The 12,885-nt window shown below is 69.2% G+C and carries 10 protein-coding genes; 9 read left to right on the forward strand and 1 reads right to left on the reverse strand.

What is annotated here, in order from left to right; translation table 11 throughout:
* Positions 1-71: 71 nt before the first annotated feature.
* From OOK40_RS33565 to OOK40_RS33580, 4 genes are all read left to right on the forward strand, one after another.
* Positions 72-1,913 (forward strand): ATP-binding cassette domain-containing protein, encoded by a 1,842-nt coding sequence (locus tag OOK40_RS33565; RefSeq protein WP_266489186.1) that lies wholly within the window; start codon positions 72-74, stop codon positions 1,911-1,913.
* 159 nt (positions 1,914-2,072) lie between these two features.
* Complete coding sequence (locus OOK40_RS33570; RefSeq protein WP_266489188.1) at positions 2,073-2,960, forward strand: FadR/GntR family transcriptional regulator; 888 nt, start codon at positions 2,073-2,075, stop codon at positions 2,958-2,960.
* Positions 2,961-3,304: 344 nt separating this feature from the next.
* Positions 3,305-4,864 carry an RNA polymerase sigma factor gene (locus OOK40_RS33575; RefSeq protein WP_266489189.1) on the forward strand — a complete coding sequence of 520 codons (1,560 nt, stop codon included), beginning with the start codon at positions 3,305-3,307 and terminating at the stop codon, positions 4,862-4,864.
* 149 nt (positions 4,865-5,013) lie between these two features.
* The gene (locus OOK40_RS33580; RefSeq protein WP_266489192.1) at positions 5,014-5,835 is read left to right on the forward strand and encodes a serine protease; all 822 of its coding nucleotides are present in this window, start codon (positions 5,014-5,016) and stop codon (positions 5,833-5,835) included.
* Positions 5,836-5,962: 127 nt separating this feature from the next.
* On the opposite strand, the gene OOK40_RS33585 is transcribed toward OOK40_RS33580, so the two are convergent.
* A complete protein-coding gene (locus OOK40_RS33585; RefSeq protein ID WP_142213264.1) occupies positions 5,963-6,193 on the reverse strand; it encodes a hypothetical protein in 231 nt (76 codons plus the stop codon).
* Between the two features lie 433 nt (positions 6,194-6,626).
* Between OOK40_RS33585 and OOK40_RS33590 the strand changes: the two genes are divergently transcribed.
* The 5 genes from OOK40_RS33590 (at position 6,627) to OOK40_RS33610 (ending at position 12,846) form a co-directional block, all read left to right on the forward strand.
* Positions 6,627-8,744 (forward strand): type IIA DNA topoisomerase subunit B, encoded by a 2,118-nt coding sequence (locus OOK40_RS33590; protein ID WP_266489193.1) that lies wholly within the window; start codon positions 6,627-6,629, stop codon positions 8,742-8,744.
* Between the two features lie 105 nt (positions 8,745-8,849).
* Complete coding sequence (locus tag OOK40_RS33595) at positions 8,850-10,010, forward strand: sensor histidine kinase (RefSeq protein ID WP_266489194.1); 1,161 nt, start codon at positions 8,850-8,852, stop codon at positions 10,008-10,010.
* Positions 10,007-10,681 carry a response regulator transcription factor gene (locus OOK40_RS33600; protein ID WP_266489195.1) on the forward strand — a complete coding sequence of 225 codons (675 nt, stop codon included), beginning with the start codon at positions 10,007-10,009 and terminating at the stop codon, positions 10,679-10,681. The genes OOK40_RS33595 and OOK40_RS33600 overlap by 4 nt, the downstream gene beginning before the upstream one ends.
* A gap of 99 nt (positions 10,682-10,780) precedes the next feature.
* Positions 10,781-11,257 (forward strand): DUF485 domain-containing protein, encoded by a 477-nt coding sequence (locus OOK40_RS33605; protein WP_266489196.1) that lies wholly within the window; start codon positions 10,781-10,783, stop codon positions 11,255-11,257.
* Entirely contained in the window at positions 11,254-12,846 is a 1,593-nt protein-coding gene (locus tag OOK40_RS33610; RefSeq protein WP_266489198.1) for a cation acetate symporter, read from the forward strand. Before OOK40_RS33605 ends, OOK40_RS33610 begins: the two co-directional genes overlap by 4 nt.
* Positions 12,847-12,885: the final 39 nt, after the last annotated feature.

Below are 12,885 nucleotides of genomic sequence, written 5' to 3' on the forward strand. Positions count from 1 at the left end.
CTAAATGTCGCGTTATCTTGCTGCGGTACCCGACCTGCCGCCGAGCGGTCTCAACTTCCGCGAGAGAAGCGATGCTCCAGGCCATCGGACTGACCAGCGCCCACCGCCGAGCCCAGCGGCCCGCCGTCGACGATGTCACGTTCGAGGCCCGGCAGGGCCTCGTTACTGCCCTCCTCGGCGCGGCCGGTTCCGGCAAGACGACGGCATTGCGTCTGATGCTTCAACTCGAGGCCGGCCGGGGCGTCACGTACTTCCGGGGGAACCCTCTCCACCGCATTGCCCACCCAGCCAGTGAGGTCGGTGTGCTCCTCGGCGACGTACCCGGTCATCCGGCGCGGACGGCTCGGGGGCAGCTCCGTATGCTCTGCGCCGCCGCCGGAGTTCCCGCTTCCCGCGCCGACGAGATGCTGGAGGCCGTCGGTCTGGCGGGCCTCGGCGGTGAGCGCCTCGGCACGCTCTCGCTCGGCATGGACCGCAGGCTCGGGCTCGCCTCCGCCCTGCTCGGGGATCCGCAGACGCTGATCCTCGACGAGCCCACGAAGGGGCTCTCGCCCCAGGAGAACAGCTGGATGTACGGCCTGCTGCGCGCTCACGCCGCCCATGGGGGCACCGTCCTGTGCACCACCAGTGACCCCAAGGAAGCCGCCCGCCTCGCCGACCGGGTCGTCACCCTCGACGCGGGGCGCCTAGTGGCCGACCAGGACGCGGCCGCCTTCTCCCGCACCAGGCTCCGCCCCCGCGTCGCCGTCCGTACCCCGCAGGCCGCCCGCCTGGCCGCCGTCGTCGCCCGCGAGGCGCGCGCCGCCCAGCGCTCCGTCGAGGTCGTCACCGAGAGCGGCAGCCTGCTGTCCGTCTACGGCAGCAACTGCGCCGAGATCGGCGAAACGGCCTTCCGGCACGGCGTACTCGTCCACCGGCTGTCCGACGAGGTGGGAGACGCAGGCCCCGAACCTGACCCCGCTCATGGCTCCGAGCCGACCCCTGCGCCCGCGGGCGCCGCCGCAGCAGCGCTCCAACCGCCACCCGCACCCGCCACCCAGGAGGGGCCCCCGCCGGCCGAGCAGGCCCCGCACCCGCCGAATCCCCCACAAGCCGCCCGTCCCCCCGTTCCCCCTCAGTCCTCCCCCCTGCCGCGCCCCGTCCGCAGCCCCCTCAGGCCCTTGCGCTACGAACTCCGCCGCCTCCTCGGTGTCCGTACGGCCCTGTTCGTTCTGGGTGCCGTCCTCGTCTCCTCAGCCGCGCTGTGCGTCCTGCTCGGCCGCACCGGCGGAACCCCGCTCCCGGCGCTGCTCACCGCCTGGCCCGAGTTCTTTCCGCTGCCGCCCGCCGCCTTCGGTGCCGGACTGCTGGGGGCGCTCTCCTTCGGCGAGGAGTTCCGCTACCCCGCCCTCGCCGCCGCCCGCGGCACCGTGCCCCGCCGCCTCGGCCTCCTCCTTGCCAAGCTTGCGGTGACTGCGGCGGCCGCCCTGCTGATCGCGCTCCTCGTGGCAGTGGCCGACTTCCAGACGCTCCGACTCGCGTACGGAAGCGATGCGGTCCCCGTACCGCAGAACTGGCCTGCCCTGATGGCCAGTTGGAGCGCTCTCGCGGTCGGATGTGCCTGGGCCGGGCTGCTCGGAGCAGGAGTGTTCAGGGTCACCGCCGCCGGAGTGGCCGCCGTGCTCGCCGTACCGGTCCTCATCGCCCCTCTCGTGCAAAAGGCGCTGATCGCTCCGTCCGTTCGTTCGATCGCCGGGCTTCCCGGCAGGCTGCGTGAACTGACCTGGGTGTGGCTGCCGCAACAGGCCGACGACTGGCTGATGGCGGGGGTGCATCTGCTGGCCCAACCCGTCGGCGCGGCACTGATGTTGTCGTTGTCGGCCCTGATCTGTGCATATCTGTTCACGGGCCTTCGCCGCAGCGCCCGTTGGTGATCATGATCGACCGGGACTCGGCGATCTGTTCACAACTCCCTTGAGAGCGCCCGTTTCCTTCCGATAAGGCGTCAATTGCGAGGCCAGCGCCGATCACCCTTTCGTGTGCTTTTCACCAAAGACCTCAAGGGCCGCCGGAGCCACGCCGACAAAGGATGCGTGAGTACCCTTGCGCACACCATGATGACCGCCGCCCGCCCCGCCGAGTCCGGCCTCGCCGGCCCGGGCGAACTCGACCGATACCCCTACGCGGAGGCGCACGGCGCCGACCGCGTCGGCCCACCCTCCTGGGAAGGCGCTGACGCCGAGTTGGGCCGGGTCGGCCGCCGCGCGGCAGGCAGCCGGGGCCGCGGACTGCACGGCCAACTCGTCCAGCAGCTCGGCCAGATGATCGTCTCGGGGGACCTGGGCGCCGATCGCCCGCTCGTCCCGGAGGAGATCGGCCAGCGCTTCGAGGTCTCCCGCACCGTCGTGCGGGAGTCGCTGCGCGTCCTCGAGGCCAAGGGCCTGGTCAGTGCCCGCCCCAATGTCGGCACCCGGGTCCGTCCGGTCAGCGACTGGAACCTGCTGGACCCCGACATCATCGAGTGGCGCGCGTTCGGTCCGCAGCGTGACGACCAGCGCCGGGAGCTGAGCGAGCTGCGCTGGACCATCGAGCCGCTCGCCGCCCGCCTCGCCGCGGGGCACGGCCGTGAGGACGTCCAGCAGCGGCTCGCCGACATGGTTGAGATCATGAACCATGCCCTCACTCAGGGTGACGGAATCACCTTCTCCCGGGCGGACGCCGAGTTCCACTCCCTCCTCATCCAGCTCGCGGGCAACCGGATGCTGGAGCACCTCTCCGGGATCGTCTCCGCGGCCCTCCAGGTCTCCGGCGGCCCGGTCACCGGCTGTGACCGCGCTACCGAGGCTTCTCTGGCCCATCACGCGCGGATCGCCGACGCACTCGCGACCGGCGACGCGCACGCCGCGGAATCGGCCATGCGCCAACTGCTCACCGTTCACCCGGAAGTGGAGCGAGTCGTCCCCGCGCCGCGCGAGCACTGAGCGCGGCGCGGGACGCGGTCAGGAAGTACGGAGGCGTACGCATCGTGTGTCGCCGGATTCCACGGGATCCGGCGACACGATTGTGTAGTGAACGCCCCCATTTGACCGATTCGTCTTAAATGAGGTGTGACTCGGGCCACGTGGATTGGGCGTAACACTCCTCGAAACAGTGCGATGACCTAAGAGGTGACAGCCGAAGAGGGAATACAGCCGCCATTCAGGGCGCTGTGCAATTCCGAGGCTCAGCCCCGCGCCACCGGCACATCCGCAGCCTGGTGGTCGTCGGCTCCGGCCCGATCATGGGCGGGGCCGGAAGCCGTTTCCATCGTTCCGAGAGGTTGTTCGTGTCGGCCAGCACATCCCGTACGCTCCCGCCGGAGATCGCCGAGTCCGAGTCTGTGATGGCGCTCATCGAGCGGGGAAAGGCTGATGGGCAGATCGCCGGCGATGACGTGCGTCGGGCCTTCGAGGCTGACCAAATTCCGCCAACCCAGTGGAAGAATGTTCTGCGCAGCCTCAACCAGATCCTCGAGGAAGAGGGTGTGACGCTGATGGTCAGTGCCGCGGAGTCGCCGAAGCGCGCCCGCAAGAGCGTCGCAGCGAAGAGCCCGGCAAAGCGCACCGCCACCAAGACCGTCGCGGCCAAGACCGCCACGGCCAAGACCGTCGCGGCCACCGCGGCGCCGACGGCCGAGACCGTCGACGTCCAGGCCGACGAAGAGGTCACGGCAACCGCGCCTGCCAAGAAGGCGGCCGCCAAGAAGACAGCGGCCAAGAAGACGGTGGCCAAGAAGACCGCCGCCAAGAAGACCGTGGCCAAGAAGACCACGGGCAAGAAGGACACCGACGAGGCCACCGAGGGCGAAGAGCTGCTCGATGAGGTCCAGCCCGGTGGCAAGGGCGAAGAGGAAGAGGCCGAGGGCGAGAGCAAGGGCTTCGTCCTCTCCGACGACGACGAGGACGACGCGCCCGCCCAGCAGGTCGCCGTCGCCGGTGCCACCGCCGACCCGGTCAAGGACTACCTCAAGCAGATCGGCAAGGTTCCCCTCCTCAACGCCGAGCAGGAGGTCGAGCTCGCCAAGCGCATCGAGGCCGGTCTGTTCGCCGAGGACAAGCTGGCGAACTCCGACAAGCTCGCGCCGAAGCTGAAGCGCGAGCTGGAGATCATCGCCGAGGACGGCCGCCGCGCCAAGAACCACCTGCTGGAGGCCAACCTCCGCCTGGTCGTCTCGCTGGCCAAGCGCTACACCGGCCGCGGCATGCTCTTCCTGGACCTGATCCAGGAGGGCAACCTCGGTCTGATCCGTGCGGTCGAGAAGTTCGACTACACCAAGGGCTACAAGTTCTCCACGTATGCCACCTGGTGGATCCGTCAGGCGATCACCCGCGCCATGGCCGACCAGGCCCGCACCATCCGTATCCCGGTGCACATGGTCGAGGTCATCAACAAGCTCGCGCGCGTGCAGCGCCAGATGCTCCAGGACCTGGGCCGCGAGCCCACCCCGGAGGAGCTGGCCAAGGAACTCGACATGACCCCCGAGAAGGTCATCGAGGTCCAGAAGTACGGCCGCGAGCCGATTTCGCTGCACACCCCCCTCGGCGAGGACGGCGACAGCGAGTTCGGTGACCTGATCGAGGACTCCGAGGCGGTCGTGCCGGCCGACGCGGTCAGCTTCACGCTTCTGCAGGAGCAGCTGCACTCGGTGCTCGACACCCTGTCCGAGCGTGAGGCGGGCGTTGTCTCCATGCGCTTCGGTCTCACCGACGGCCAGCCGAAGACCCTGGACGAGATCGGCAAGGTCTACGGCGTGACGCGCGAGCGCATCCGTCAGATCGAGTCCAAGACCATGTCGAAGCTGCGCCACCCGTCGCGTTCGCAGGTGCTGCGCGACTACCTCGACTAGGTCGCGGTGGTACGCAACCGGTCGTAGAAGTACGCCGAAGGGCCCGGATCCCGTCAGGGGACCGGGCCCTTCGCCATGTCGCGGGTGCGGGCGGGTGTGAGGTGGCTGACTCTGGGTGGAATTACTTCAACGCAGAGTCAGGAGGCCGTATGCGTCGTTCCCTCGCCCGAGCCCTGACCGGGGCGCTGTCGCTTGTCGCCGCGGCGGCTGTGGCGCCCTTGGTATCGCCCGTCCCCGCCGGTGCCGACAGTGTGGTCGTCGGCGGCGATCCGGTCACCACCATCGAGGCCCCCTGGGTCGTCGCACTCGCCAGCCGTGACCGGTTCGGGGGAACGCGCGCGGGTCAATTCTGCGGCGGCGTGGTGGTGGCGCCGACGAAGGTGATGACCGCCGCCCACTGTCTGAGCCGGACCGTGCTCGGCCAGGACGTGAGGGAGGTCCGGGATCTGCGGGTCATCTCCGGGCGCTCTGAGCTGACGGGCGTCGAAGGCCGGGAGATCGCGGTGAGCGACAGCTGGGTCGCGCCGCAGTACAACCCGCTGACCAACAGTTCGGACATGGCGCTGGTGACGCTGGCCGAGGCGCTGCCCGCATCGCAGGTGATCCGCTTGGCGGGCGCCGGTGATCCGGCGTACGAGCCGGGCACGAGCGCCACCGTCTACGGCTGGGGCGATACGAGAGGCGACGGCAGCTACTCCTCCTCGCTCCGGGCCGCGCAGGTGAGCGTGCTCTCGGACCAGACGTGCGGACAGGCCTATCCGGGGGGACTGGGCGGGCGCTACGTGGCTGCCACGATGCTGTGCGCAGGAGACACCGGCGGCGGCCGGGACGCCTGTCAGGGGGACAGCGGAGGGCCGCTGGTGGCCCGCGGGATGCTCATCGGCCTGGTCTCCTGGGGGAGCGGCTGCGGGCTGGCCGGCAGCCCCGGGGTGTACACACGGATCTCGGCGGTGGCATTGCCGACGGACTGAGGCCGGCACGGCATCGGGCCGCTGTCGCGGTCACGGTATGAGAGCGGGCGGCCGCCCCTGGTATTCAGGGGCGGCCGCCCGTTGGCCGGTCCGGGACCGGCCTTGGCTCGTCGTGGGATGCGAGGTGTCAGTGTTCCTCTTCACCGGCGGCGGCCGGGACGGCCGTGAGTCGGTCGGTCTCATCCTGTATTTCCGCGGCGATCTTCTTGAGTTCCGGCTCGAACTTGCGCCCGTGGTGGGCACAGAAGAGCAGCTCACCGCCGCTGGTCAGGACGACGCGCAGGTACGCCTGGGCGCCGCAGCGGTCGCAGCGGTCTGCGGCCGTCAGGGGGCTCGCGGGGGTCAGAACAGTAGTCACGTCGCCTCTTCTCTAGCTCGACGAGCTGTCGTACCAGGGTCAACATCCAACCAGGCCGAAAACGTTCCCGCTCGTGGCTTTTCCTCGAAACTTCTTGTCAAGGTGGCTGTCTGCTGCCGGTTGGCGGCGAATGAGCCGTATTGCTTCGCTCTACGGATTTCGCGTTGCTTGTCTCGTTTGGCCCTCCCGGCTGGGTTGCCGGTTGTTCATGAGGACGTGCCCGGAGCCTAAATGGTTCATGCCTGGAAGGGAACGTGATGTGCACGTCACTCCATCGAGGGATCGAACACCTATACGAGACTGGACTAGCATGAGAAATCACGAGGGTGGCGTTACATCGGCTCTACCAGGCCTCGGTACGCTCTGACCGGCGACCGACGCCGGGCCTTTACCCCACCGGGCCACATCTCAAATTCAGCGAGGAGCGAACCGCGTGACCGCCGAAACGTCCGTGCCGTCCAGTGCGGTACTGACCGCAGACCGTGACGGGTCCAATTACACCGCGCGGCACCTGCTCGTACTCGAGGGGCTCGAGGCGGTCCGCAAGCGCCCCGGAATGTACATCGGGTCCACCGACAGCCGCGGCCTGATGCACTGCCTCTGGGAAATCATCGACAATTCCGTCGACGAGGCCCTGGGGGGCCACTGCGACCACATCGACGTGATCCTCCACGAGGACGGGTCCGTCGAGGTCAAGGACAACGGCCGGGGCATCCCCATCGACAAGGAGCCCAAGACCGGCCTCTCCGGCGTCGAGGTCGTGATGACCAAGCTGCACGCCGGCGGCAAGTTCGGCGGTGGTTCGTACGCGGCGTCAGGCGGTCTGCACGGCGTGGGCGCGTCCGTCGTCAATGCCCTCTCGGCACGCCTGGACGTCGAGGTCGACCGCAACAGCGCGACGCACATGATCAGCTTCCGGCGCGGGGTCCCCGGCATCTTCACCGAGTCGGGCCCGGACGCTCCCTTCGACCCGGCGAACGGCCTGCTCAAGGGCAAGCGCGTCCCCAAGACCCGTACCGGCACGCGCGTGCGGTACTGGGCGGACCGGCAGATCTTCCTGAAGGACGCCAAGCTCTCCCTGGAGCACCTCCACCAGCGCGCCCGCCAGACCGCTTTCCTGGTCCCCGGCCTGACCATCGTCGTCCGCGACGAGCGGGACCTGGAAGGAGAGGGCAAGAGCGAGGAGACCTTCCGCTTCGACGGCGGCATCAGCGAGTTCTGCGAGTACCTCGCCCAGGACAAGGCCGTCTGCGACGTGCTGCGGCTGACCGGACAGGGCACCTTCAAGGAGACCGTGCCGGTCCTCGACGACCGCGGCCATATGACCCCCACCGAGGTCACCCGGGAGCTCGCCGTCGACATCGCCCTGCGCTGGGGCACGGGCTACGACACCGCCGTGAAGTCGTTCGTCAACATCATCGCCACCCCCAAGGGCGGCACCCATGTGACCGGCTTCGAGCGCTCCGTCACCAAGACGATGAACGAGGTACTGCGCTCCGCCAAGCTGCTGCGCGTCGCCGAGGACGACATCGTCAAGGACGACGCCCTGGAGGGCCTCACCGCGGTGGTCACGGTCCGGCTGGCCGAGCCGCAGTTCGAGGGTCAGACCAAGGAAGTCCTCGGCACCTCGGCGGCCAACAGGATCGTGGCCAATGTCGTCGCCAAGGAACTCAAGGCCTTCCTGACCTCCACCAAGCGGGACGCCAAGGCGCAGGCCCGCGCGGTGCTGGAGAAGGCCGTGGCCGCGGCCCGCACCCGCATCGCCGCCCGCCAGCACAAGGAGGCGCAGCGCCGGAAGACGGCGCTGGAGACCTCCTCGCTGCCCGCCAAGCTCGCCGACTGCCGCAGCGACGACGTGGAGCGCAGTGAGCTCTTCATCGTCGAGGGAGACTCCGCGCTCGGCACCGCCAAGCTCGCCCGGAACAGCGAATTCCAGGCGCTGCTCCCGATCCGCGGCAAGATCCTCAACGTACAGAAATCGTCCGTCTCGGACATGCTCAAGAACGCCGAGTGCGGCGCGATCATCCAGGTCATAGGAGCGGGATCGGGCCGGACCTTCGACATCGACGCCGCGCGCTACGGCAAGATCGTCCTGCTTGTCGACGCCGATGTCGACGGCGCCCATATCCGCTGTCTGCTGCTCACGCTCTTCCAGCGCTATATGCGGCCGATGGTGGAGGCGGGCCGGGTCTTCGCCGCGGTGCCGCCGCTGCACCGTATCGAGCTGGTCCAGCCCAAGAAGGGCCAGGACAAGTACGTGTACACCTACTCCGACAGCGAACTGCGCCAGACCCTGCTGGAGTTCCAGCGCAAGGGGGTCCGCTTCAAGGACTCCATCCAGCGCTACAAGGGCCTCGGCGAAATGGATGCCGACCAGCTCGCGGAGACCACCATGGATCCGCGTCACCGAACCCTGCGCCGGATCAACATCGGCGACCTGGAGTCCTCCGAGCAGGTCTTCGACCTGCTCATGGGCAATGAGGTCGCGCCCCGCAAGGAGTTCATCACCAGATCCGCGGCGACGCTGGACCGCTCGCGGATCGACGCCTGACGACGGCCCGCCCACCCAGGGGTGGAGCCCGTGGCTCCACCCCTGAGCCGATCCCGGGTCCGGCTCCTCCTTCGTAGCATCGGGGGCGACGGAGGAGGATCTGGCGTGCGCAGCAGCAAGTTGACCGTGTGGCCGACGCGGGAAGCACTGTCCCGTCTCGGCGTACCGCGCGTCCGTATCGCCCTCGACATCGCGGTGCTGGCCGGTCTTGCGGCATGGGCCGTGTACAGCGCGTACGACTCGGAGGTCTTCCACGGCCTGGGCGCGGTGTTCCCGCCCCTGGGTCTTCTCTGCTGCGCAGCCGCGGTCTTCGGCTTTCACCGGACGACCCTCGCCAACCGGCTGGGACCCTCGCTCGGACTGGTCGCCGCCCTCGCGGCCGTCGGAGCGGCGGCGTACATCGCCGGGGCCGCGGTTCCCGCGATGGTGCTGTGGATCTCGGCCTCCGTCATGGCGATGGAGCGCCTCCCGCTCTTCGCCGGCCTGGGTACCGCGGCGGTGATGTCCATCGGATTCGCGCTGGCCGACGACAGCGAGTTCGGGGCCTACTTCACGATCGCAGCGGTGCTGCTCGGCGGATACTCACTGCGGCTCGATGCCCAGGCACGGGGTGCCGGATTCCGGCTGCTCGCCCAGGAACGGGCCGCTCGCGAGGCCGAGGCCACGTCCGTCGCCCTCGCCGAACGGGCCCGTATCGCACGGGAGATCCACGACGTCCTCGCGCACAGCCTCTCCGCTCAGCTCGTTCATCTGGAAGCGGCCCGGATCCAGATCGAGCGCGGACCGCAGGGGCCGTTCCGGGAACAGATCCTGGAACGGGTGGTGGCGGCCCGGGTGATGGCCCGCGAGGGCCTCGCCGAGACCCGGCAGGCGCTCTCGGCGCTGCGCGGCGAGATGGCTCCCGTAGAGGACTATCTGCGCGAGCTCGCTGCCGCGGACGGAGCGGAGACCGAGGTGGCAGGGGAGCGGCGGCCGCTGACGGCCGAGGCCTCGCAGGCGGTACGGCGGGTGGCCCAGGAGGCCCTGACGAATGCGCGCAAGCACGCGCCCGGCGCCAAGGTGCGCATGCTGCTCGCCTACGAGAAGGGTGAAGTGGCCCTGGAAGTACGGGACTCGGGCGCCGGTGCGCACGGTGGTGAGCTCGGGGCGTCCGGCTCCGGGTACGGTCTGCTGGGGATGCGCGAACGGGCCGAACTGCTCGGCGGCACCCTGGAAGCAGGACCCGAGGGAGAGGGCTTCGTAGTGCGGCTGCGGGTGCCGGCATGACAACGCAGAACGCCAGAGTGATCGTCGTCGACGACCAGGCCGTGGTGCGCGAGGGCATTGTGATGCTCTTGGGGCTGCTGCCCGGCATCGAGGTCGTCGGCTCGGCCAAGGACGGCGAGGAGGCGGTCGCTCTCGTCGCCGAACTCGCCCCCGATGTGGCCCTGATGGATCTGCGGATGCCCCGTTGCGACGGCGTCGAGGCGACCCGCCGCATCCGCAGCGAACACCCGGGCACCCAGATCGTCGTGCTCACCACCTATGCCGACGACGACTCGCTGTTCCCCGCGCTGCGGGCGGGGGCGCGCGGCTATCTCACGAAAGACGCCGGCGGCGACGAGATCGTACGGGCCATTCAGGACGTCATGGCAGGTCGCGCCGGGCTCTCAGCGGTCGTCCAGCAGCGGCTGCTCGAGCAGGTCACGTCCGCGCCCGAACCGTCCGGGCGGAGGCTGCCCGACGGGCTGACCGCGCGCGAGGGCGAGGTGCTGACCCTGATCGCGGAGGGCCTCACCAACGTCGACATCGCGCGCAGGCTGCACATTTCCACGGCCACCGTGAAGACTCACATCAACAATCTCTTCGCGAAGACCGGTATCCACGACCGCGCTCAGGCGGTGCGGTACGCCTATCGGGAAGGTCTTGCGCGGCCACCTGGGTCGAGCATCACCTAATGGGGTGAAGACCGGCGGGAGAAGAGTCCGGGATCTTCCCGCTCTGTCCATCCTTGTGCACGCGGCCGAAACGGTTCGCTGACCAAGGGGAGCTGATCGGTGGAGAAGCCTGAAGGGCGGGACGCCGCGGAGGTACGGCTCGACGACCCGTGGTACGACGCCCTGGCCTCCGGCTGGGGGGAGTTGGACGGCACGGGCGCCCCCGCGCCCGTTGCGGCGCCCGGACCCGCGGTACCGGAGCGTGGATCGAGCGCCGCCGACATCTATCTGGAAGTGCAGCGGAGCGCCGCCTTCCAGGAGGTGCGCAGCCGTTACCGCAGGTTTGCCGTCCCTGCCGTCCTCGCGTTTCTCACCTGGTACTTGGCGTACGTCGTCGCAGCGACCACCGCAGCGGAGCTGATGGCAAGGCCGGTGGCGGGTGCGGTAAATGTGGCGATGGTCGCCGGGCTCGGGCAGTTCCTCACGACCTTCCTGCTGACCTGGGCGTACGCACGGCATGCGCGCCTGCACCGGGACCGGGCGGCGCTCGATCTGCGCTGGGACACACAGGAGTTGACACGGGGGGTCGTGCGGTGAGCGGCCACCACCAGACCCTGGCGCTGCTGCTGTTCAGCGCCTTCATCGCGGTCACACTCGGCATCACCACCTGGGTGAGTCGCAACAGGCGTGGTTCGGCCGAGGAGTTCTACGCGGGCGGGCGGCTGTTCTCGCCCCTGGAGAACGGCTTCGCCATTGCCGGTGACTACATGTCCGCCGCCTCCTTCCTCGGTATCTCCGGGCTCATCGCGCTCTACGGCTACGACGGAATGCTCTACTCCGTCGGCTTCCTGGTCGCCTGGCTGGTCGTCCTTCTGCTGGTGGCTGAACTTGTCCGCAACTGCGGCCGGTTCACGCTCGCGGACGTCGTCGCATCCAGGATGAGCGAGCGCCCCGTGCGCATCGCGGCGGGAACTTCTTCGGTCACCGTGTCCGTTCTCTATCTGGTGGCGCAGATGGTGGGGGCCGGCAGCCTCGTCGCGCTGCTGCTGGGCGGTACGAGTGAAGCCGCGCGCTCGTGGACCGTCATCGGCGTGGGTGCACTGATGGTCATCTATGTGTCGTTGGGAGGGATGCGAGCCACCACCTGGATCCAGATCGTGAAGGCCGTGCTGCTGATGGCGGGCGCGATCGCGATGACCGTCCTCGTCCTCGCGCGCTTCCACGGCGACTTCAACCAGCTTCTCAACTCCGCGGCCGAACGAAGCGGCCACGGCAGGGACTTCCTCGCACCCGGCCTCAAGTACGGCGGGGGCTGGACCGCACGCCTCGACTTCGTCAGCCTCGGCCTGGCGCTCGTCCTGGGCACGGCGGGTCTGCCGCACATCCTGTCGCGCTTCTACACCGTGCCGACCGCGCGGGCTGCCCGCCGCTCGGTCGTCTGGTCGATCGGGCTCATCGGCAGCTTCTATCTGATGACGATCGTGCTCGGCTTCGGCGCGGCCGCCGTGCTTGGCTCCGACGAGGTACGCAAGTCGAACGCGGCCGGGAACACCGCGGTCCCGCTGCTGGCGCTGGACCTCGGCGGAGGCGCGGGGTCCACGGGCGGAACGGTTCTCTTCGCGGTGGTCGCGGCCGTTGCCTTCGCGACCATCCTCGCCGTCGTCGCCGGGGTCACGCTCGCCTCATCGGCCTCCGTCGCGCACGATCTGTACGCCTCGCTCAAGCGCCGCCATGCCAAACAGCACAGCGAGGTTGCCGTCGCGCGGGTCGCGGCCGCGGGGATCGGCGTAGCCGCGATCGCGCTCGGCCTGCTCGCCCGCGACCTGAATGTCGCGTTCCTGGTGGGCCTGGCCTTCGCGGTCGCCGCCTCGGCCAATCTGCCCGTACTGCTCTACTCGCTGTTCTGGCGGAACTTCACCACGCGCGGGGCGGTCTGGGCGGTGTACGGAGGGCTTGTTCCTGCCGTGCTGCTCGTGGTGTTCTCGCCGGTCGTCTCGGGCAGCCCGGAAGCGCTGTTCCCGGGAGTGGACTTCTATGTCTTCCCGCTGCAGAACCCGGGCCTGGTCTCCATTCCGCTCGGCTTCCTGGCGGGCTGGATCGGTACGGTCACATCGACGGAGCCGCCGGATGAGGCGAAGCACGCGGAGACGGAGGTACGGGCGCTGACGGGCGCGGGAGCGGTGTGAGTCCGGGGACGGCCCGGGGCCGTCCCCGGGCGGTCCAGT

The organism is Streptomyces sp. NBC_01481 (assembly GCF_026339995.1).
Lineage (GTDB): Bacteria > Actinomycetota > Actinomycetes > Streptomycetales > Streptomycetaceae > Streptomyces.